24 protein-coding genes are annotated in these 19,688 nt (G+C 39.2%); 14 read left to right on the top strand and 10 right to left on the bottom strand.

The features are described 5' to 3' along the window. The first annotated feature begins 60 nt into the window (after window positions 1–60). A complete protein-coding gene (locus V7L05_RS05295; RefSeq protein ID WP_335162471.1) occupies window positions 61–1,437 on the top strand; it encodes a DNA cytosine methyltransferase in 1,377 nt (458 codons plus the stop codon). Between the two features lie 8 nt (window positions 1,438–1,445). Further along, complete coding sequence (locus V7L05_RS05290; protein ID WP_335162469.1) at window positions 1,446–2,285, top strand: TdeIII family type II restriction endonuclease; 840 nt, start codon at window positions 1,446–1,448, stop codon at window positions 2,283–2,285. Window positions 2,286–2,374: 89 nt separating this feature from the next. On the opposite strand, the gene V7L05_RS05285 is transcribed toward V7L05_RS05290, so the two are convergent. Further along, on the bottom strand, window positions 2,375–2,578 hold the full coding sequence (locus V7L05_RS05285) for a hypothetical protein (RefSeq protein WP_335162467.1): 204 nt from the start codon (window positions 2,576–2,578) through the stop codon (window positions 2,375–2,377). Between the two features lie 79 nt (window positions 2,579–2,657). Here V7L05_RS05285 and V7L05_RS05280 point away from each other — a divergent pair, with 79 nt between their 5' ends. Continuing rightward, window positions 2,658–3,233 carry a Uma2 family endonuclease gene (locus V7L05_RS05280; RefSeq protein ID WP_335162465.1) on the top strand — a complete coding sequence of 192 codons (576 nt, stop codon included), beginning with the start codon at window positions 2,658–2,660 and terminating at the stop codon, window positions 3,231–3,233. A gap of 57 nt (window positions 3,234–3,290) precedes the next feature. After that, a complete protein-coding gene (locus V7L05_RS05275; RefSeq protein ID WP_335162463.1) occupies window positions 3,291–3,593 on the top strand; it encodes a HigA family addiction module antitoxin in 303 nt (100 codons plus the stop codon). On the opposite strand, the gene V7L05_RS05270 is transcribed toward V7L05_RS05275, so the two are convergent. Both V7L05_RS05270 and V7L05_RS05265 read right to left on the bottom strand, forming a co-directional pair. Continuing rightward, window positions 3,520–3,891 carry a hypothetical protein gene (locus V7L05_RS05270; protein WP_335162461.1) on the bottom strand — a complete coding sequence of 124 codons (372 nt, stop codon included), beginning with the start codon at window positions 3,889–3,891 and terminating at the stop codon, window positions 3,520–3,522. The two genes, V7L05_RS05275 and V7L05_RS05270, sit on opposite strands and share 74 nt — an antisense overlap. A 140-nt stretch (window positions 3,892–4,031) precedes the next feature. Continuing rightward, on the bottom strand, window positions 4,032–4,229 hold the full coding sequence (locus V7L05_RS05265; RefSeq protein WP_335162459.1) for a hypothetical protein: 198 nt from the start codon (window positions 4,227–4,229) through the stop codon (window positions 4,032–4,034). A 67-nt stretch (window positions 4,230–4,296) separates the two neighbouring features. Here V7L05_RS05265 and V7L05_RS05260 point away from each other — a divergent pair, with 67 nt between their 5' ends. Together V7L05_RS05260 and V7L05_RS05255 are read left to right on the top strand one after the other, a co-directional pair. Then, on the top strand, window positions 4,297–4,497 hold the full coding sequence (locus V7L05_RS05260; protein WP_335162457.1) for a hypothetical protein: 201 nt from the start codon (window positions 4,297–4,299) through the stop codon (window positions 4,495–4,497). Continuing rightward, window positions 4,497–4,757 carry a ParE family toxin-like protein gene (locus V7L05_RS05255; protein WP_229462057.1) on the top strand — a complete coding sequence of 87 codons (261 nt, stop codon included), beginning with the start codon at window positions 4,497–4,499 and terminating at the stop codon, window positions 4,755–4,757. Before V7L05_RS05260 ends, V7L05_RS05255 begins: the two co-directional genes overlap by 1 nt. A 336-nt stretch (window positions 4,758–5,093) precedes the next feature. Here V7L05_RS05255 and V7L05_RS05250 read toward each other — a convergent pair whose 3' ends face one another. Beyond that, window positions 5,094–5,318 carry a hypothetical protein gene (locus tag V7L05_RS05250; RefSeq protein ID WP_335162455.1) on the bottom strand — a complete coding sequence of 75 codons (225 nt, stop codon included), beginning with the start codon at window positions 5,316–5,318 and terminating at the stop codon, window positions 5,094–5,096. Window positions 5,319–5,372: 54 nt separating this feature from the next. Next, complete coding sequence (locus V7L05_RS05245; RefSeq protein ID WP_335162453.1) at window positions 5,373–5,894, bottom strand: hypothetical protein; 522 nt, start codon at window positions 5,892–5,894, stop codon at window positions 5,373–5,375. Between the two features lie 160 nt (window positions 5,895–6,054). Here V7L05_RS05245 and V7L05_RS05240 point away from each other — a divergent pair, with 160 nt between their 5' ends. Further along, window positions 6,055–6,273 (top strand): hypothetical protein, encoded by a 219-nt coding sequence (locus V7L05_RS05240; protein WP_335162451.1) that lies wholly within the window; start codon window positions 6,055–6,057, stop codon window positions 6,271–6,273. Further along, window positions 6,257–6,586 carry a type II toxin-antitoxin system PemK/MazF family toxin gene (locus V7L05_RS05235; protein ID WP_335162449.1) on the top strand — a complete coding sequence of 110 codons (330 nt, stop codon included), beginning with the start codon at window positions 6,257–6,259 and terminating at the stop codon, window positions 6,584–6,586. The genes V7L05_RS05240 and V7L05_RS05235 overlap by 17 nt, the downstream gene beginning before the upstream one ends. 37 nt (window positions 6,587–6,623) lie before the next feature. Here the strand turns inward: V7L05_RS05235 and V7L05_RS05230 are convergent, their stop codons facing one another. After that, a complete protein-coding gene (locus V7L05_RS05230; protein WP_335162447.1) occupies window positions 6,624–7,016 on the bottom strand; it encodes a hypothetical protein in 393 nt (130 codons plus the stop codon). A gap of 135 nt (window positions 7,017–7,151) precedes the next feature. Between V7L05_RS05230 and V7L05_RS05225 the strand changes: the two genes are divergently transcribed. The 5 genes from V7L05_RS05225 (at window position 7,152) to V7L05_RS05205 (ending at window position 12,834) form a co-directional block, all read left to right on the top strand. Next, window positions 7,152–7,415 carry a XisI protein gene (locus V7L05_RS05225; protein ID WP_335162445.1) on the top strand — a complete coding sequence of 88 codons (264 nt, stop codon included), beginning with the start codon at window positions 7,152–7,154 and terminating at the stop codon, window positions 7,413–7,415. A 648-nt stretch (window positions 7,416–8,063) separates the two neighbouring features. After that, window positions 8,064–8,618, top strand: coding sequence for a DUF2808 domain-containing protein (locus V7L05_RS05220; RefSeq protein ID WP_335162443.1), 555 nt, complete (start codon window positions 8,064–8,066; stop codon window positions 8,616–8,618). A gap of 1,064 nt (window positions 8,619–9,682) precedes the next feature. Further along, the gene (locus tag V7L05_RS05215) at window positions 9,683–9,889 is read left to right on the top strand and encodes a hypothetical protein (protein WP_335162441.1); all 207 of its coding nucleotides are present in this window, start codon (window positions 9,683–9,685) and stop codon (window positions 9,887–9,889) included. 167 nt (window positions 9,890–10,056) lie between these two features. Then, window positions 10,057–11,124 (top strand): NADPH dehydrogenase NamA, encoded by a 1,068-nt coding sequence (namA, locus tag V7L05_RS05210; protein WP_335162439.1) that lies wholly within the window; start codon window positions 10,057–10,059, stop codon window positions 11,122–11,124. 339 nt (window positions 11,125–11,463) lie between these two features. Then, window positions 11,464–12,834, top strand: coding sequence for an MFS transporter (locus V7L05_RS05205; RefSeq protein ID WP_335162438.1), 1,371 nt, complete (start codon window positions 11,464–11,466; stop codon window positions 12,832–12,834). A gap of 105 nt (window positions 12,835–12,939) precedes the next feature. Here V7L05_RS05205 and V7L05_RS05200 read toward each other — a convergent pair whose 3' ends face one another. The 4 genes from V7L05_RS05200 to V7L05_RS05185 all read right to left on the bottom strand — a co-directional run bounded on the left by V7L05_RS05200 (window position 12,940) and on the right by V7L05_RS05185 (window position 17,186). Beyond that, complete coding sequence (locus tag V7L05_RS05200) at window positions 12,940–13,764, bottom strand: ABC transporter permease (protein ID WP_335162435.1); 825 nt, start codon at window positions 13,762–13,764, stop codon at window positions 12,940–12,942. A 5-nt stretch (window positions 13,765–13,769) separates the two neighbouring features. Continuing rightward, a complete protein-coding gene (locus V7L05_RS05195) occupies window positions 13,770–14,552 on the bottom strand; it encodes an ABC transporter ATP-binding protein (RefSeq protein ID WP_335162434.1) in 783 nt (260 codons plus the stop codon). A gap of 4 nt (window positions 14,553–14,556) precedes the next feature. After that, window positions 14,557–15,552, bottom strand: a complete 996-nt coding sequence (locus V7L05_RS05190; RefSeq protein ID WP_335162432.1) for an ABC transporter substrate-binding protein — start codon at window positions 15,550–15,552, stop codon at window positions 14,557–14,559. Window positions 15,553–16,190: 638 nt separating this feature from the next. Further along, the gene (locus V7L05_RS05185; protein WP_335162430.1) at window positions 16,191–17,186 is read right to left on the bottom strand and encodes an ABC transporter substrate-binding protein; all 996 of its coding nucleotides are present in this window, start codon (window positions 17,184–17,186) and stop codon (window positions 16,191–16,193) included. 613 nt (window positions 17,187–17,799) lie between these two features. Between V7L05_RS05185 and V7L05_RS05180 the strand changes: the two genes are divergently transcribed. Continuing rightward, window positions 17,800–19,608 carry a vanadium-dependent haloperoxidase gene (locus V7L05_RS05180; protein ID WP_335162428.1) on the top strand — a complete coding sequence of 603 codons (1,809 nt, stop codon included), beginning with the start codon at window positions 17,800–17,802 and terminating at the stop codon, window positions 19,606–19,608. The last annotated feature ends 80 nt before the right edge of the window (window positions 19,609–19,688 follow it).

Here is a 19,688-nt window from a genome sequence, read left to right as displayed (position 1 = left end):
AATCTCCAAGTACTACTTAATGAATGTTAACCTTGGTAACTGAATAAAAAAACAAGAGTTATGACAAATGTTTATGCTCAACAACTAGAATTATTTCAATTATTTGAACCTGCAAGTATCATAATTTCTCACTCAAAATTTACATTTATAGATTTATTCGCTGGCATAGGTGGATTTAGAATTCCTCTGCAAGAGTTAGGAGGAATATGTCTAGGCTATTCGGAAATTGATAAAGAAGCTATTAAAGTTTACCAAAATAATTTTATTCGTGATGTCAATACTAACGAAGCATATTTAGGAGATATTACTCATTTAAATAAGCTCCCATTTGAGATAGATTTGCTAGTTGGCGGTGTTCCTTGTCAACCTTGGTCAATAGCTGGTAAATTACAAGGTTTAGACGACCCCAGGGGGAAGCTATGGATTGATGTTTTTAGAGTCGTCAAAGCTAACCAGCCCAAGGCATTTATATTTGAAAATGTTAAAGGTTTAACAGAGCCAAGAAATAGAAATAGCCTGGAATATATACTTAATAATCTTACAGCATGTGGTTATGTAGTTAAATACCAAGTGCTTAATTCCTACGATTTTGGTTTACCTCAAGATAGAGATAGAATATTTATTGTTGGAATTAGAAATGATATTGATAAATGCTGGGCTTTTATCTTTCCTCACTCCTTAGATAAACAGCTAAAACTTTATGATGTAATTGCTGGTATTCAACATAGTAATTTTGCGAAAAAGAAATTTCCACCAGAAATTTTATTTTCTGATGGTAAAATCCCAGCATCTAGAGGTAGATTTCAAAAAATAGATGAATTAAATGATTTTTTCACTTTTGCTGATATCAGAGATGGACATACTACTATTCATTCTTGGGACTTAATAGAAAAAACTTTGAGAGAAAAACTCATTTGTCAAACTATATTGAGAAATAGAAGAAAGAAAATTTATGGACTTAAAGATGGTAATCCTTTAGAGCTTAAAGTATTACAAGCTCTCATTCCTAGTTTACAGATTGAAGAAATAAACACTTTAGTAGCTAAAGAAATTCTACATCTTGTCGAGGGTAAAGGCTATGAATTTGTTAATTCTAAAATTTCTTCAGGAATTAATGGAATTTCTAAAATATTCTTGCCTCATGCTGAGGCTATTGCAACTTTAACAGCAACCGGAACTAGAGACTTTGTTGCAACTATATCTATAGAATGTCAGGAGCCAGAAGCATATAAGCAAACTTTTATTCAAGAAATTTATATCAAAAATAAATATAAACCTTTAACAGCTAAAGATTATGCTATATTACAAGGATTTCCAGAAACTTTTAAAATCGCTGAGAGTGAGAGTACAGCGAAGCATCAATTTGGTAATGCGGTTTCCGTTCCTGTCGTTTACCATTTAGCAAAAGCTTTGTTAAATATAATTCTACAGGTTTAATTTTCAATATGGCAGCTATTAGTTTAAACACTCACGTAGCAATTAAAGGTTATTTAGAGGGTTTTCTTCAGGGTCTGATAGATGAATATAAAGGACGTAAAATTTTAAAGCTTAATAGTGCAGTAGAGTATCTATCAAGATATTCATCTAACGGAGAATTAAAGCCATTTCAAGCGGCACTTATACCACCAGAATTAATACGTATCAATCAATTTGAACGTGGCTTGAGTACCAGATTGGGAAATTCTCTAGAAGAATGCGCTCGCTTAATTGCTCTAGAACATCACCAAGATGTACGTCGAGGTTATGATGTTAAAGCGGAAGTCAGTAATGCTGCTTTTGCAGAAGCTGAACTGCAAAAACAAAATTACGAATCTGCTGCTAAAAAAGAACAAGCAAAGCCAACTTTTGAACAGATGATAACAGCAGTCTTGAATGCTAGACGCACTGATGATTTAAAAACAAAGGTGGTTCGCGCTGACCTTTACATTATGGAGAAAGATGGCACAGAATTATTATTTGAAATTAAAGCTCCTAAACCAAACAAAGGACAATGTTTAGAAGTCTTGCAACGTCTACTTAGATTTCATTTACTGCGCGGTGTAAATCGTCCCCAATTACAAGCTTACTATGCTATGCCTTATAATCCATATGGTGTAACCAAAGCTGATTATAAATGGACACAGGCAAAAAGTTATTTACCTTTTGAAGAGGCTGTAATTATCGGAAATGAATTTTGGAATATTGTAGGGGGAGCAACTGCTTATGAAGAATTATTAGAAATCTATCTGGAAGTGGGACGGGATAAAAGTAAATATATGTTGGATGCTTTAGCTTTTGGGTTTTAAGAGTTGTTTAACAAACACAACCAGGGGTAAAAACTTAATCAATATCATAACAGGCGATGTCTAACGATAAGCCGCTGCGCGTCTACGCTTTATTTTTGAGGTTTTCTGCAAAGCGATCGCTCACTCTTCCATAACAGGCGATCGCTTTGTTTTTGGGGTTTTATGTAAGGCGATCGCTCACTCTTCCATACAAGCGATCGCTTAGTTTTTGAGGTTTTCTGCAAGGCGATCGCACACTCTTCCATACAAGCGATCGCTTTGTTTTTGAGGTTTTCTGTAAGGTGATCGCTCACTCTTCCATACAAGCGATCGCTTTCTATAATATCATCATAAAATAAGTGTAACCTCTAGGCTCCATTGCCTATCCTGCTTATGAATGCCCTAACAGTCAATCTTAAACCTGTGCTGGAATTGACAGATGAGCAGTTTTTCCAGCTATGTCAAGCAAACCGCGATTTGAGGTTTGAACGCACTGCAACCGGAGAACTAATTATCATGCCACCAACCGGCGGAGAAACCGGAAATCGTAACGCTGGGCTAACTGCTCAACTTTGGATTTGGAATGAGCAAAATAAACTGGGTATTGTCTTTGATTCCTCTACAGGTTTTAAACTTCCCAATGGTGCAGACCGTTCACCTGATGCTTCTTGGATAAAGTTAGAACGATGGGATGCTTTAACTGAAGAAGAAAAACAAAAGTTTCCACCCATTTGTCCTGATTTTGTTGTTGAGTTACTTTCGCCAAGTGATAGTTTGAAAGTCGCTCAAGAAAAGATGAAGGAATACATAGATAATGGTGTGCGTTTGGGTTGGTTAATTAATCGTAAATCCCGGCAAGTGGAGATTTATCGCGAAGGTCAAGAGGTTAAGGTGTTGGAATCGCCTGTTACTTTGTCAGGAGAAGATGTTTTACAGGGGTTTATTTTGAATTTAGCAACGATTTGGTAATGATTACCCGACTTTTGGGATATCATATCAAGTCCGGGTGATTAAAGACTATTGATTATGCATAATTGGCAAGATATTACTGATGATAGATTAGTAAGACCAATACATCCCGGCGAAGTAATTGCAGATATTTTAGATGATTTAGATATTAATACCGCAAATTTTTCAGAAATTTTAGGAGTATCTAATCAAAAAATTCAGGAAATTATTAATGGTCAAAAATCAATCACAGTAGATATAGCAATACGTCTTGGTAAAGCTTTAGGAAATGGCCCAAGTCTTTGGCTCAATCTTCAGCAAAAAGTTGATCTTTGGGATGCTTTGCAGAGCCATAAAGAAGAATATGAGCAAGAAAAGTAACACGCATTCCTTCTGGTAAAGAAACAGGGTAAAAATTATTTGTTGCTGATAAGTATTCCCACTCTATCGCTTTTGGATCTTTGCTAATACTCCATTCAGACAGATTAGGTTTTAATTTCTCAGATTCAATAATACTTTCTTCTAACCCTAATCTTTCAGCCAGTTCAGCAATTGTATAACAAGCGTTATCTTTGTGGATATAAACTTCATTACCGTCTTCACGCTTGATAAAACCAAAATTAGTTTTCGGATTTCTTCGTTTCTTGCCAAAAAACTTAATTACACCTGTTTCTCTCATACAATATATTATTCAAAAATAAACTTTGTGATAATTATCCCAAAATCATTATCTATAATTATTTATTGTCCTGATTGTATTTTGCACAATCTAATAATATATTTGTTAACCGTATAATTACGTAAAATCATAAAAAATCGTTAATGAAATTGCCTAGAATGCGATCGCTGTTTGGGAGTGTGGGGTGTAATTGTTCTTGGGGAGATTTTGGGAATGTAATCGCTCACTCTTTGACAACAGGCGATCGCTTTATTTTTGAGGTTTTCTGTAAGGCGTAGGCGTAGCCCGTCGTAGACATCGCTCACCCTTCCACACAGGCGATCGCCACATCGCCACATTAGTTACAACGCAAGAACAATCGGTAGGCAAGCTATAATTTATTCAAAGTGAAACTGATATCCCTTTATGTTAACGCTTGAGCAAATTGAGTCCGCCATTCTTCAACTGTCACCTGATGAGTATAAAAAACTCATCGAGTGGTTTGCTGATTTGGACTATCAACGCTGGGATAAGCAATTAGAGAAAGACATTGCTGATGGAAAATTGGAAGCTTTAGCACAGGAAGCGATCGCTGAATTCAATGCGGGTCACTGTCGGGAAATCTGATGCACTATACAACGCGCCGTTTCTGGCAATGTTACAATGCTCTGCCTGAAAATGTGCAACAGACTGCCGATCAATGCTATGAGTTACTGAAAACAGATCCGTCCCATTTATCACTCCATTTCAAAAAGATTGGCAACAAGTATTGGTCAGTTCGAGCAGGACTAAATTACCGAGCTTTAGGTGTCGAGGTAGAAGGTGGAATTTCGTGGTTTTGGATCGGTACACATGCAGAATATGACAAGTTGATCGATAAGTTGTAACTCTGCATAACAAACCCTTTTATTGCCAAATTTTTGGCTGAGGCGTAGAAGGTGAGTTTGTCTTGTCTATAACAGGCGATGTCTAACCACAAGCCGCTGCGCGTCTACGCTTTGTTTTTGAGGTTTTCTGAAAGGCTAACGCTTAGTTTTTGAGGTTTTCTGCAAGGCTAACGCTTAGTTTTTGAGGTTTTCTGCAAGGCTAACGCTTTATTTTTGAGGTTTTCTGCAAAGCGATACCTACGGTGAGCTACGCTAATGCACTCACTCTTCCATATAGGCGATCGCCTACAATCCCATCATACAATCAGCGATCGCAACATACAAAAAAGACTCAAACTATGAATCTGTGATAGTCAAAACTGATGTGATAACACTAAATTCACCATCAAACATCGCTTGAAAAAAAGCATCTGTAACATCTAAATAATTAGGATTTTCTTCAATCAAGTAAATCGCTATACGAGGTATTTTATTGTTGTTAAATGTCCAATCGCCTAAATTAAAAGCTGCTATAAATAAAGGGTTTTGATGAATCCTTAATTCATTTTTTGCTCTAGGCACTTGAGAACCAGTTAATGTAACTTTTAGAGTTTTTAGTTGTGCAAATTTAACTGTTTATTCTGTTAGTATAAGAATGTCTATTCCTTTAATTTTAATTCCAAATTCAAATTCAGGTATAATTACATAAGGACTAATATCAGCTATTTCTTCCCAGAGTACTCCCATTTTTGTACTAAGGCTTCTTGTCACGGAGTTGCTAATTACTAGTAATTTTGCTCCACAGAGTTCAAAAAGATTTCGCGGGTTAGGATGATGCTCAAGTATTGCACTTTTCTTTTCAAAATTAGCTTTTAACCAGTGAATAAAATTATCTGCAAATTTATCAGTTTTACTGCTAATTAACTCAGATTGTCTCTCTAATTCTAGAACTGATAAATTTTGGTGATCTTGTGCAATTTGATATTGAAAATAAGCAGGTGCTATTGAAGAGATAACTTTTCCGTACTTGTACGCTGTATGCAAATCTTCATCCGCAATATGAGTCACATCAATTAATAAAGTATGATTCAAAATTATTACTTTACGTTCTTGGATAGAAAGAGGTAATAGAGTCTCAACCGTTAACTCAGTAGGCATAAAAGCTATATTGAACTCATTGGGTTTTCTTAGTGTTCCCCAAATTATCCACTAAACTGCAACATCTACATTTTTAAGGTTTTCTGGGCGATCGCTTTATTTTTGAGGTTTTCTGCAAGGTGATCGCTCCTCATAAACTATCGAAGCATAAAATTAAAGCATGACTATTCATAAAACGGATATGCTAAAAACGTTTTGGGCTACTGTTCGGCATGGAAAAATCGAATTGCTGGAGTCAGAGGAATTACCGGAAGGAACAAGAGTGCTAGTGACGCTGCTTCCTGATGATGAAACTGAATTTTGGCTTCAAACCAGTCAAACATCACTCTCATCAGTTTGGGATAATGCTGAGGATGATGTCTATGCCCAACTACTCTAAAAATGACATCATTTTGGTTCAGTATCCCTTTTCAGATTTGTCCAGTTCAAAAGTTAGACCTGCTGTTGTTGTAAGTGCGCCACATGTTTCTCAAGACATCCTAATTACACCCTTGACGAGCAAAACTGGAGCATTGCTAGAAGGTGAGTTTGTCTTGTCTGAATGGTCAGCAGCAGGGCTAAACGTGCCTACAGCAGTCAAGAGAGGTTTATACACAGTGCATAAAAGCTTGGTTGTAAAAGTGATCGGCAAGTTAGCTAATGCTGATGCTGAACTGTTAGAACAATCTTTGCGGTGTTGGCTGGGGTTGTGATAGTATTGGCAACTTTGCAAAATTGAGAATTGAATGCCTAAACAAAGCGATACCTACGGTGAGCTACGCTAACGCACTCACTCTTCCATATAGGCGATCGCTTAGTTTTTGAGGTTTTCTGTAAGGCGATCGCATTTGGTATTTCGGTGACAGCATTTAGTATTTCGGTGACAGCATTTGCTATTTTGGCGACTACATTTGCTATTTCGGTGACTACATTTGCTATTTCGGCGATGCCTACGGCGGGCTTCGCCAACGCATTTGCTATTTCGGTGACAGCATTTGCTATTTCGGCGACTACATTTGCTATTTCGGCGACAGCATTTGTTATTTCGGCGACAGCATTTGTTATTTCGGCGACAGCATTTGTTATTTCGGCGACAGCATTTGTTATTTCGGCGATCGCTGTTACATAAATGATTGAGTTCATCCCGAAACAACAGACAAATACAGGTGGATGAATTAGTAAAAATACAGAGAAACTCTCAATATTAACTCAAGCAGTGGTTAAACTTCAGCAAATTGAATTTATTATTTTTAATAATGAAAGGGAGGAAATTACTTTATGGATAAATTAACAGCATATCGAGAGTTAATTAAGCAGGTGCTAACTGAATATGATAATTTATCTCGTCAATCACCTGATAAAAATGCTGAAAATTGCTTAGTGTTTGATGAAAATCACGATCATTATCTCTGGTTAACTGTAGATTGGCAAGGTAGCAAAAGACTTAAGTATACTCATGTTCATATTCGGATTAAGAATGAAAAAATTTTCATAGAAGAAGACTGGACAGAAGAGGGAATAGCGACTGAATTAATGAATTAAAGATATTCTAACAAATAGAGGTTTGATGCTCACTATTATACTTTTTTTGTCTTTAAGTCAAATATACACAGCGATCGCTTATGTCTAACGACAAGTCCTACGGGTTCGGGGGTAACGCTCCTAACGTCGCTAACGCTGCGCTATCACTCTTAGTGTCTCCCGCGACCCCCTCACTACTCTGCGTCTACGCTTTGTTGGGGAATTAAATCATCATAAATCAGTGTATTTCCCTCTCTCAGTATAATTATCTAATTATAAATTCAGTAACATTATTGATATGTAATTCAATTGATCAATTTACTGCCGTGTAAAATTATCGATTTTTCAGATAATTTACTATTTTAAACTACGGCAAACTTATCAATATACGGGTGTTTATGTGTAGTCAAAGTCCGGTAAAATCATCGACTTGTGAGGAAATTTATTAATAAAAATTCCGGCAAAATTATTAGTTAAATTAACTTTTTTTATTCCTATACAACTTGAAATCGCGTGCTAGAATTACAGCAAAACTGCCTTATGAATAGTCGGTAAAGTTGATTATAGTTGCTGTGGTAATTGATTTTATCAGGCTTAAGTATGGGGATTTGAAACAAGACTTAATAATTTAAGTCCCAGAGAAAAATCATTGGGGTAAAACTATAAATTATGAAGGACGTTACTAGTTTTTTTAGTACTCTATTTGTTGTTAGCGCTGGACTATATTTACTACCTCATTCGGTAGCCGATGCAGTTGCCTTAAGCAATGGCACAATCGCCTTTCTCAAACCACCACGTTTAGTTAGTGCCAGCACTCCATACAGCAATACAAGTGTTCCGAATGCGAGGTACTATTTCACTCTGGAAGTGCCAGCGACGGCTGGGGAACCGTTGCAACAGGTTACTTTTAACCAGATTGAGGGGACTGAAGATATTGAATTCAATCAGAAAGATACTTTTGCTTTTGAAGGTACACGCAATCACCAAGGTTCAAAGTTGGCACTCAAAGCCGTAAAAGGCGGCGACAAACAACAGACTTTCACAGTAACCTTTGATACTCCTGTACAGCCAGGTAAGACGGTTACTATTGGTCTGCAAACTTATTACAATCCTTTTAATGGTGGCGTCTATTTATTTGGCGTTAAGGCTTTTCCCTCTGGTGAGAAAACTGCTGGCCAATTTATCGGCATTGGACGCTTGCAATTTTACGGAAACATGAGGTAAAGAGAATTAATTTCATCTTACCTATTCGACGCAGAATCTGTTATTTTATAGCGTTCCCTAATCTACTGAGGTACAGCTTAACCTCATCCCCAACCCTCTCCGAACTCACGGAGACGGGTTAGTGGGTGAGGTTTTGATTTTGATTAGTAATATCAATAAATTTTAATAGCCTCTTGTTTTTTAGCACAATCTATGTAACTCTCATAATTATATATTACGGCAATCCGATCGAGTTACCGTATAATTAGTAGCAAATTAGCTAGGTTAGCCAATAAACTCAAAATTTAATGCCAAGCAAACTTTTAGCGTTTATTACAAGGGTTCTTGAAGGCTATGTCTGAGCCACGCTACGGGATCTGGATTCCTGTTTCCGGCAACTGCGGTGTAGTCAACCACCCTCTTGAACCTCGTGATGCCAGTTACAAATGAGCCAAGGATCTCCTCCAGTTGGTTGAAGGGTGCGGGTTTACTACAACTTTGATTGCAGAATACATCATTAATCTCAGAAATCAACAATTAGATTAGCTGGAAACTTGGATTAGTATCCTTTGAGTCTTTATCCAGAAAAACCCTTCACTGAGGAAGGATTGAAACTTTTGGACTCGACGAAACAGTTTCTCGCTGATCAAAAGTTGTTGAAGTCTGACTTTTACTGCAAACATAAACACTTCAAACTAAAAATTAGGTGATGCTCCTTGTTAGTCACTATATATACTAAAACCAAATATTTAATAGTCATTCAAATCGGGGTGATAGGAATCATATCTAAAGATATTTTGAAGTTTTTAAATAGCAAGCTAGCATCTCAACCAAGCTTAGAAGTAAAAGTTGTTACTTTTAACATTGAGCTTTCATGAATAATACTATAAAGGAATTCAAAATCAATTTAGTACGATTAAACCTAGTTTCCTTAAGGACACTCTTATTAACAACCAGTATCAGGGGCGAATAGTACCTGTATTTTCAAGACTGCGAAATAATGAAGGATGATATTTTTGCTACTTCATCCTTCAGAAATTAGGATTTACTAAACTGAAACTGTGACATTACTGGAGAAGAAAGCAATGTTTTTCGGACAAATTGAAAAAGAATTATTTTGTGGAGAAATTTGGTCAATTTGGCAAAACAATAAATTACCAGATCATCTACAGTTATTAGTGGATCAAGAACTAGGAAAACGGGATATCTGGGAACTCCAGAGCCAAGAGCCTGATAATCAGCCTATCCATCCAAGTCTTAATGAGGATTCTAGTCATTCAACAAGTATTTAACAACAGAGGTAGGTTGTGACAGTGAAACAGCGTTTGTACCTTGGGATTCTTTTTATTGGCTGTGGCATTTATCGCTCATTTCAGTGTATGTAAGAGAAAATCTACAGCCGTTTAATGCAAATTCGTCCACAATTTCTTTTACCTAGCAAGCCAAGGAATCAATATTAATGGCACATCTGTTTGAACCATTCAAGATTCGTGAAGTTACCTTTCGCAACCGCATCGCCGTTTCACCGATGTGTCAATATTCCAGTACAAATGGATATGCTAATGATTGGCACGTGATTCATCTGGCTTCTCGCGCAGTGGGCGGTGCAGGTATAGTGCTAACAGAAGCAGCAGCTGTAGAGTCGCGTGGGCGCATTAGCCCCCAAGATTTAGGAATCTGGTCAGATGCACACATAGAAACTTTGGCCAAAACTGTGGCATTGATTCATAACTTTGGCGCTGTTGCAGGTATTCAACTTGCTCATGCAGGCAGAAAGGCCAGCACTGCCAAACCGAGTAAGGGAGGGAAAGTGCTGGATGAATCTCAGGAAGGTTGGCGTCCCTTGGTTTCGAGTAGTGCGATCGCTTTCAGCAAAGATAGCCCAATTCCAGAAGCCCTCAGTCTTGAGGGAATTCAACAAGTTATTAACGCCTTTGTCGAAGCTGCTAAACGTTCTCTGCAAGCTGGCTTCAAGGTAGTGGAAATTCATGCTGCCCACGGTTATCTACTGCACCAGTTTCTCTCACCCCTTTCTAACCAACGGCAAGATGATTATGGTGGCAGCTTTGAAAACCGGACTCGTCTGCTTAGAGAAGTTGTTCAAGCAGTCCGAGAAGTTTGGCCCCAGACAAATCCCCTCTGGGTGCGTATTTCTGCCACCGATTGGGTAGATAAGGGTTGGGACATTGAGCAAAGTATCGCTTTAAGTGACAAACTCAAGTCTCTAGGAGTTGATCTCATCGATAGTTCATCGGGGGGCATTATACCTAGCATCAATATACCAATTAAACCTGGTTATCAGACTCAGTTTGCCGAACGCATCCGCCGTGAAGCCAATATTCATACAGGAGCGGTGGGCTTAATTACATTCCCTGAACAAGCTGACGAGATTATTCGTACAGAAGTAGCTGATATAGTGCTGTTGGGACGTGAACTACTCCGCAATCCTTACTGGCCGCATCTGGCAGCCAAACAGCTGGGACACGATAAACTCTGGCCTGTTCAATACGACCGAGCTTGGCTGTGATTTCACCTATGCTTCATTGAGCATCAACCACTTCAAACCCTTGCTGCTTGGCGGTAGGGGTTTTGGGTTGATTTGCAAGAATTGTGGGTATTCGGCTAGACATGGTAGAGTACGTACTCTAGTCATACTGCCGCGATTTTTTTGAGATAATAGTAAGTATACAAAATTTATGCTTTACTAACATTAAGTATTGCTAACACTCTTTCAGGAATGTTGAGACGTTACAAAAGCTCGTAGTAAGCGGCTCTAGCCCTTGAAATTGAGCGATAAATCGCTCACTACGAACCACTAGTTCATATTTTCAAGTGAAGTCTATTTTGACAAAACAGGGAAACGCTCATGCTACCAAGTAATAGAGAAAACTTCCAAAAAGACAAACTAAAGTTTGTTTCTTTTGAACTTCCGTCTGCGCTTAAATCGTTGAATTTCTCTTGTTTCGTTATCGGAGAAAGCTTATCTTTTTTTGGGTCTTGGATGACTCAAATTGCTTTGGTATGGTTAGTTTATCAATTAACTAATTCGGCTGTATTAGTGGGTGTGGCTGGATTTACAAATCAAGCTACGGGTTTGATTATTACACCTTTGGTAGGAGTATTGCTAGATCGCTGGAATTTACGATATGTCCTATTAACTACTCAGCTAGTATCTATTGTGCTATCTTCTACCCTAACTTTTCTAACTCTTAGTGGTAACATCAATGTTGCATGGATTATTGCCATTGGCACACTTCAGGGAACGGTAAAAGCTTTCGATTTACCAGCCCGTCAGGTAATTATTCCCAGACTTTTGGATAAGAAATCAGATACTTATAGTGCGATGGGTTCCCATTCATTCTTGATTAATACAGCGAAGTTTGTTAGTCCGATGATTGCGGGTTTACTGATTGCTCGATCTGGTGCAGCTTCCTGTTTTTTAGTAGATAGTATTAGTTATCTACCATTTGTATCTGCAATCTTAACTGTCAAAATCAACCCAGTTATAAATAATTTATCTACTCAAAAATCAGAAATTTGGAAAAACCTTAAAGAAGGGTTTGTTTACGCATACGAATTTTTGCCAATTAAATATTTATTATTCTTGCAAATGGTTATCTGTTTTATGGGAATGACTCACGTCAATTTAGTCCCCATTTTTGCCCAAGAAGTTTTGAAGGGTAACGCTGAAACTATGGGTTTTTTGATGACAGCTTCGGCTCTTGGTTCTATAGTTTCAGGTATTTATCTGATCTCTAGAAAAAATGTTATAGGATTGGGAAAGATTATAGCAAGTTCTGCCGCAATTTTAGGTTTAGGTTTAATAGTTTTTTCTCGCTCAACCAGTTTAGAGATTTGTCTAGTATTCATGTTTATCATCGGCATGAATAATAGTCTAACTTTGGCTTCAATTAATAACTTTATGCAATCAATTCTTCTTGAGGAAGATAAAAGAGGTAGAGTAACTAGTATATTTACAACTGGTTTCTTAGGAATCCTACCTTTTGGCAATTTATTTTTCGGAGCATTAGCAGGTCATCTAGGTGTTACTAATGCTTTATTATTTGGCGGTATTTGTTGCATTTTAGGAGCATATTTTTTTAGTAGACAACTGCCCCAAATAAGAAAGATAGTGCATCCAATTTACGCAGAGTTGGGCTTACTTCCACAGTCAACGAAAATCGGCGGAAATCCCATCCCTTCAAGGGGTGGGAGGAATAGCCGCCCGCCGATTTAGTCATTAGAGACGCGATTAATCGCGTCTGTACTGTCATTGGTTATTGGTACTAATGACTAATGACTCGAAATCCCCCGGCTTCAAGCCGGGGGATGAGTTAACTGTTTAACTACGTTTCATACCCCATTTTTGCACTGTTCTGATTTCAATTAATCGAAAAATATAATCGACAGCTAAACCCAAAATTGCAATCACCACTAATCCGGCAAATACGCGATCGGTTTGCAGGAAGTAGCGACTGTTATTAATCTGCCATCCCAAACCGCTAGTAGCACCCCCTGAACCAAACACTAACTCAGATGCAATCACGGTGCGCCAACCAAAAGCCCAAGCAGTTCTCAAGCCTGTTAAGATGTGAGGCAATGCAGCAGGGAGCATAATTTCTCGAATCAGTCTAAAACCATCTAGACCCAGGTTTTTCCCCACCATCAGAACCGTTGGGTTGATGGTACTGAGTCCCATTTCTGTATTTAGGGCAATCGGCCAAGTTGTAGCATGGGCAGTAACTACGATAATCGAAACAGAAGTGAACCCAAACCAAATTATCACTAGGGGTAAAATAGCGATCGCAGGTAAGGGATTCAGCATCGAACTCAGCACAATTAGCAAATCTTGACCAAAACGAGAAACTTTGGCGAAAGCTGCTAAAGTCGTACCCACAATCACACCCAAGACCATACCAGTACATAACACGGACAAAGTGCTGAGTGTTGCTTGCAGCAGTTTTTGACTCAATAAATCTTGCCACAGTACTTCTAGGACTGCTATTGGGCCAGGAATTAGTAAGGCGGGAACTTGGGAAACTGATACATACAATTGCCAAAAAATCAATAGACCACAAAAAATCACTCCGCGCCTGAAAGTACTACTGGCTTGGAGTGAAGCATATAACTTCTCAAATTTATCGGAATTTGCTGTTGTTCGAGTCACAAATCTCATACTCGAAAAGCCTCACGACGGGAATCATTGCCGAGTAAACTTTCTAAATAGGCAGCAACTTCGACAAACTTATTAGTGTTGATCTCATTAATCTCTGCGGTATCTACAATTTCTTTGACAGTTCCAGGTACTGGTGTCATCACTAAAACTCGATGTCCCAGGTAAACAGCTTCTTGTATGGAATGGGTGATTAAAATGATTGTCAACCCTGTATTCTGCCAAATAGTATTGAGTTCGTATTGCAGCTGAGTCCGTGTCAGCGCATCCAAAGCGCCAAAAGGCTCATCCATTAGGAGAACTTGAGGTTTTACAGCTAAAGCGCGGGCGATCGCTACCCGTTGTTTCATCCCGCCTGATAACTGATGGGGATACTTATTGACAGCTGCTGAGACTCCCACTAAGTCGAGATATCTTACAGCTTCAGCAATGGCAGCTTTCCCAGCAGCTTTACCTGTAGTCTCAAGGGCATAAACAACGTTTTCCACCACAGTCTGCCAAGGTAGAAGTTGTTCAAAATCCTGAAAGACAACGATCCGATCTGGGCTGGGAACAGAGATGCGTTTACCTGCCATCAGTAATTCTCCGCTACTGATAGACTGAAAACCAGCGATCGCCTTTAACAGCGTACTCTTTCCACAACCCGATGGCCCAATAATTACAAACTTTTCTCCTGGTTTGACAGCAAAGCTAACATTTTCTACAGCCAGAAATTTATTCTTACCTTCGCTGTAGGTGATTTGTACGTTTTTTGCAAGGATTAATGGTTCTAAATCTGGCATAAATTTAATCTCCCCCAGCGCCTTTGAGCGTTGGTAAAATTAATTCATCAATTGATTTAGGCTGCTTGTCTAGCATACCTATTTCATGCATAAATTTTCCATACTTTAAGAAGGCTCTAGGCTCAAGTCCGTATTCTACTGCTTTATCAGTCAGCCATTTTTTATATTGTTCTGCTGAGACTTTACCACCATCTATTTGAGAGAGGACTTTTGCAGCTTCATCAGGTTTTTCATTCACAAGTTTGGTTGCATCAGCGATCGCTGTGTACAAAGCTTTACCAAACTCAGGATATTGATTGTAAAATTTCTCTGTCGTAAACACACTTGCAGCACTAATCTTACCAAAAATATCAGAACTTTTAAGAATTACTCTACCACCTTTTTCCACTTCTTGAAATTGAAAAGGTGGTGTTGTAAAATGTGCATCAATTTGACCATTTAACAGAGATTGTAAGCCTAATTGGTGAGAAATTGATTGGACATTTTGGTCAAGAGCAGTAGCATTTCGTAATTCTTTTTGTGCTGCACGACGTAATACAATTGCTTGGAGAGAATCGGGTGAAGGCAAACCAATTTTAATTCCTGGTCTAAAGTCCTTCAGGCTTTTAATATTAGGATTTTTTGTAACTAACCAAAACTCACTATGATTAAGTGAAACTAAAATTTTCCAACCGACACCTTTATCCCAGCCTACAAGAAATGGCCCTGGGCCACCTGCACCGACTTGTATTTGATTTGCAATAACTCCATCTCGAATTGCTGCACCATTAGCTAATTCTTTCCATTCAAATTTTGTCTCGGTAAATTGCTTTTCTAAAATTTGCTGTTGCTTAACAATCAGTAAATTAGCGTAATTAATTCCAGGTTGGTAGGCAATTGTTACTTTTTCTGGTGCTTGTGAAGCAGTTTTATTACCAGAAGCACAAGCGACAAATATAAACGTCAATAATGCCAATCCAATCAAGAAACCCCACGGTCTCAATCGCTTAAATCTCATCATGTTTATGCTTTTCCTCTCTAGTTAACATGTCTAAGTAATTTCAAAAGAGTTACTCAACAATAAATCTTGATATTTTTTAAAATACGGTAACTTGATAGAAATACGATATTTTAGAATTTAAACGCAAGTATCACACAGCCAGAAGCAAAAAACAAGGTCTTTATTTTTCTTTATGATATTGAATTCAACCAAACATAGCTGTTGTATTTAGATTTTCTCAAATAAAAATCTTATAACGACACAAACGATAAGCTAAGTGCAAAATGTCCTTCAGACTGGAAGTCTGGGGCTACACAAACAAAGTCCGCCTTCGCGAATACATCATAAATAGCCTGCGTTCGCCCTTGGCGTTCCCGTACCCCTACGGGGAAGCAAGCTACGCGCAGCGTCTCCGTCAGGAGAAGGGTAGCCAGGCTTTGTTCGTGTAGCCAAGCCACTGCGCCCTTGCGGTTTCCCGACTTGTACCGCTAAAGCGGAACCCGCAGGGTAGCATGTGGCGCGCGACTTTAGTCCTTTGGCATTTATTTGTGCAAAATTGGGATGCTCCCGCTTTCTCTCCTCCATCTTCTGAACTTGATTTAGCAGCAGCTTAGGAATGTACTTTGACGACGACTTGACACCTGCGATCGCCAGTATATTTAATCTCCCCCAGCACCTTTAAGCGGTGGTAAAATCAATTCATCAATTGATTTGGGCTGTTTGTTTAACATACCGATTTCATGCATAAATGCTCCACATTTGAGGAAGGCTCTTGGCTCAATTCCGTATGCCACAGCCTTATTCGTGAGCCACTTTTTATATTGCTCCTGTGAGACTTTTCCACCATCTATTTCTGAGAGAATTTTGGCCGCTTCATCAGGTTTTTCATTCACGAGTTTAGTAGCATCTACAATTGTGGTATACAAAGCTTTACCAAACTCAGGATATTGATTGTAGAATTTTTCAGTTGTAAATACACTTGCTATGCTAGTCTTACCAAAAATATCAGAGCTTTTAATAATTACCCTACCACCTTTTTCAACTTCCTGAAATTGAAAAGGTGGCGTTGTAAAATGTGCATCAATTTGACCGGTTAACAGAGACTGCAACCCTAGAGGGTGAGCAATCACTTGCAGGTTTTGATCAAGTGCTGTGGGATTTCCTAAGTCTTTTTGTGCCACCTTCCGCAGTACAATTGCCTGTACCCCATCTAGAGATGGTAAACCAATTTTCATTCCTGGCTTGAAATCTTTGAGACTTTTGATATTGGGGTTTTTCGTGATTAGCCAAAACTCACTATAGTTAAGTGAAGCTAATATTTTCCAGCCCACACCTTTATCCCAACCTACGAGAAACGACCCAGGGCCACCTGCACCAACTTGTATTTGATTAGCGATAATTCCATCCCTAATAGCTCCACCATTCGATAATTCTTTCCATTCAAATTGTGTCTTGGGAAATTGTTTTTCTAAAATTTGCTGCTGCTTGATGATAAGTAGATTAGCGTAATTAATTCCAGGTTGATAGGCAATTGTTACTTTTTCTGGTGCTTGTGAAGCAGTTTTATTACCAGAAGCACAAGCTACAAATACAAACGTCAATAGTGCTAATCCAATCAAGAAACCCCACGTTCTAAATCTCTTGAATCTCATCATTTTTTGCCTTTTGTAAGATATTTATGTTATTTTCTAAATTTAACGAAAGTATCACACAGCTAGCAGCAAAAAACAAGGTCTTTTCAAGCTAGACTCTCACGGACGCTTCGCCCACAACCAGGGCATAAAAATTTCTCCCCCCACTCCCCATCTTGCACTGCCGTAATTTCTCCAGGGCTTTCACAATCTTGCTAAGTTTATTGTAAAAACCTCTTGATTTTCATCACCAGTTGTGAGAAAGTCTGATTTAACAGCTATAAAATACGGTAAATCGATAAATTTACCGTATTTTATAGCTTGAGTGGAAGTAAGCGGTGGTTTTAGCTGTGCTTTAACCCCGGCAAGATGCTATCAGACTGATTACAACTACAGAAGTCTAACAGCCATGTAATCAAGGCATCATATCAGCACTAAATACCTACATGACTTTCAGGAGAATCACCTCCTGTGCAAGTTACCTTCCACAAATTTCATCCCAAATCCGGTGAGATTACCCTGTTTCTCTGGAGGTGGGTGTCTCGTATGTGACGCAAAGTTATTCTAGCTTTTAGCTGCTCATGTACTCACTCATGACTAAATTTTTGGATTATTTTTTGCCAGTGGAGAACATCTCATGCAAGCAGATCCTAATTCTGATCAAGGCTTCGAGCAAGATGCTCAGGCTAATAACGAAATAGATAAACTGAAACAACCTTATGTAGCTAGCAAACATTTTTTTGGTAGTCACGCCAGTAGACGCTCATTTCTCGGTCGCGCTGGTTTATTTAGTGCCGCTAGCGTTGTTGCAGGCGTTTTAGGTTCACCTTTCTCCTCAAAAAAGGGAGAAGATATTGTACAAGCCCAAGATATCAACAGGCGCTATAATCGATCCTTCGACTACAACAGCTTTGTTAATAAAGCTTATCGAGTACGTGTTGAAGCAGCCAGACTTGAACGGAGTATTCCCATTCCGCCGCATCCAACCAACGGCGATGAGGAGCGTTATCCCAACAAAATCGGCTCTGACAGTAGGGGACTACCGCATAACGGGCGAGGCGAAGTCAACCTGCAAGCTTACAACTCTTTAACCAAAGCACTGACAACGCAAAACCCGAATGATTATGAAAATATTATCTTGGGTGGCGGCAGAAAGCTGGTCAATCCTCAAGGACCCCTGGCAATTAGCCTAGAAGGAATCAATGCAGCGCAAATAGCTGTGCCGCCACCACCAGCTCTAGCTAGTGCAGACCGCGCTGCTGAAGCAGTTGAACTCTACTGGCAAGCTTTACTCCGAGATGTACCTCTTTCTAAGTTCCAAAACAATACTGACAACCCAAAAGTCTTGGCAGCCGTCGAAGACCTCAACAAGCTTTCGGCGTTTCGAGGGCCAAAACAAAATGGCCGTGTCACCCCTCAAACTCTATTTCGTGGTAGCGTCAACTACGTCGGTTCCGGTTCAAGTACAAAATATGTGACTCCGCCAGGGGTACTAGATGGGCCTTACATCTCACAATTTTTGTTGCAAACTATTCCTTGGGGAACTCAGTCTGTTTCGCCATTGATTATTACTGCTCTTCCTGGTAATGACTTTCTCCTCAATTTCCCGGAATGGTTGACTATTCAGAATGGAGGTAGTTCAGGGAAGTCCATTAAATATGACCCCAAAAACCGTTACATAGTCACGGTTCGGGATTTAGGTGAGTATGCCCATGTTGGCGGTCCTACATACCTGGGAGCCTCCTTGATTCTTAATAGCAATGGTACACCTTTGAATCCAGGCAATCCCTACGTCAGATCGAAGACCCAAATTGGTGCTAATGCAACGTTTGCACTGGGACATTTCCAAGCCTTGCTTAACTTGGCTAGCTCGCGTGTGATTAGAGCCTCATACTGGCAGAAGTATTATGTACACCGCACTCTGCGCCCGGAAGCCTATGGTGGGCTAGTCTACAACAACATTGTCAATAAAACTCACTATCCGCTTAATTCTGAGGTCTTTAATTCTAATGCTTTGGCTCAAACCTTTAGCACCTTCGGCACCTATCTATTGCCCCAAGCATATCCCGAAGCAGCGCCAACCCATTCCTCCTATTCAGGTGGTGCGGCTGCTACTGCTGGCGTCAATGTCACACTGTTGAAAGCATTCTTTGATGAAAACTTTGTTATCCTCAATCCAGTAGTGCCTGACCCCAATGACCCCACAAAAGTAATTCCTTACAGTGGACCACCACTAACTGTGGGTGGAGAGTTGAATAAACTGGCAACTAACTATGCCATTGGTCGCGGTCACGGCGGTATCCATTGGCGTTCGGATGGTTCAGCTGCTCTAGCTTTGGGAGAAGAGGTTGCTATTAGTCTACTCAGGGATGAGAGACTGGGTTACAACGAAATATTTAATGGCTTCACCTTCACCAAATTTGACGGTACAAGAGTCACAGTGTGAACCGATTTTCGGTATTTATACTGCTTCTTGGAATACAGACCTAACAAGAACAGCCCCTTAAGAGCTAGTGTTGGGGAGTA

The sequence above is a fragment of the Nostoc sp. genome, assembly GCF_036917755.1.
Classification (GTDB): domain Bacteria; phylum Cyanobacteriota; class Cyanobacteriia; order Cyanobacteriales; family Nostocaceae; genus Nostoc.
Note: the sequence above shows the minus strand (reverse complement) of the source record. Positions and strands in the feature narration are given on the sequence as shown.

Bases quoted from the DNA above. Each gene is read 5' to 3' on its own strand.
- V7L05_RS05275 (WP_335162463.1), top strand. From the start codon at position 3,291: ATGCATAATTGGCAAGATATTACTGATGATAGATTAGTAAGACCAATA.
- V7L05_RS05295 (WP_335162471.1), top strand. From the start codon at position 61: ATGACAAATGTTTATGCTCAACAACTAGAATTATTTCAATTATTTGAA.
- V7L05_RS05205 (WP_335162438.1), top strand. From the start codon at position 11,464: ATGCTACCAAGTAATAGAGAAAACTTCCAAAAAGACAAACTAAAGTTT.
- V7L05_RS05220 (WP_335162443.1), top strand. From the start codon at position 8,064: ATGAAGGACGTTACTAGTTTTTTTAGTACTCTATTTGTTGTTAGCGCT.
- V7L05_RS05215 (WP_335162441.1), top strand. From the start codon at position 9,683: ATGTTTTTCGGACAAATTGAAAAAGAATTATTTTGTGGAGAAATTTGG.
- V7L05_RS05265 (WP_335162459.1), bottom strand. From the start codon at position 4,229: ATGTGGCGATGTGGCGATCGCCTGTGTGGAAGGGTGAGCGATGTCTAC.
- V7L05_RS05185 (WP_335162430.1), bottom strand. From the start codon at position 17,186: ATGATGAGATTCAAGAGATTTAGAACGTGGGGTTTCTTGATTGGATTA.
- V7L05_RS05240 (WP_335162451.1), top strand. From the start codon at position 6,055: ATGACTATTCATAAAACGGATATGCTAAAAACGTTTTGGGCTACTGTT.
- namA (WP_335162439.1), top strand. From the start codon at position 10,057: ATGGCACATCTGTTTGAACCATTCAAGATTCGTGAAGTTACCTTTCGC.
- V7L05_RS05260 (WP_335162457.1), top strand. From the start codon at position 4,297: ATGTTAACGCTTGAGCAAATTGAGTCCGCCATTCTTCAACTGTCACCT.
- V7L05_RS05235 (WP_335162449.1), top strand. From the start codon at position 6,257: ATGCCCAACTACTCTAAAAATGACATCATTTTGGTTCAGTATCCCTTT.
- V7L05_RS05245 (WP_335162453.1), bottom strand. From the start codon at position 5,894: ATGCCTACTGAGTTAACGGTTGAGACTCTATTACCTCTTTCTATCCAA.
- V7L05_RS05255 (WP_229462057.1), top strand. From the start codon at position 4,497: ATGCACTATACAACGCGCCGTTTCTGGCAATGTTACAATGCTCTGCCT.
- V7L05_RS05225 (WP_335162445.1), top strand. From the start codon at position 7,152: ATGGATAAATTAACAGCATATCGAGAGTTAATTAAGCAGGTGCTAACT.
- V7L05_RS05280 (WP_335162465.1), top strand. From the start codon at position 2,658: ATGAATGCCCTAACAGTCAATCTTAAACCTGTGCTGGAATTGACAGAT.
- V7L05_RS05290 (WP_335162469.1), top strand. From the start codon at position 1,446: ATGGCAGCTATTAGTTTAAACACTCACGTAGCAATTAAAGGTTATTTA.
- V7L05_RS05270 (WP_335162461.1), bottom strand. From the start codon at position 3,891: ATGAGAGAAACAGGTGTAATTAAGTTTTTTGGCAAGAAACGAAGAAAT.
- V7L05_RS05195 (WP_335162434.1), bottom strand. From the start codon at position 14,552: ATGCCAGATTTAGAACCATTAATCCTTGCAAAAAACGTACAAATCACC.
- V7L05_RS05230 (WP_335162447.1), bottom strand. From the start codon at position 7,016: ATGAACTCAATCATTTATGTAACAGCGATCGCCGAAATAACAAATGCT.
- V7L05_RS05190 (WP_335162432.1), bottom strand. From the start codon at position 15,552: ATGATGAGATTTAAGCGATTGAGACCGTGGGGTTTCTTGATTGGATTG.
- V7L05_RS05180 (WP_335162428.1), top strand. From the start codon at position 17,800: ATGCAAGCAGATCCTAATTCTGATCAAGGCTTCGAGCAAGATGCTCAG.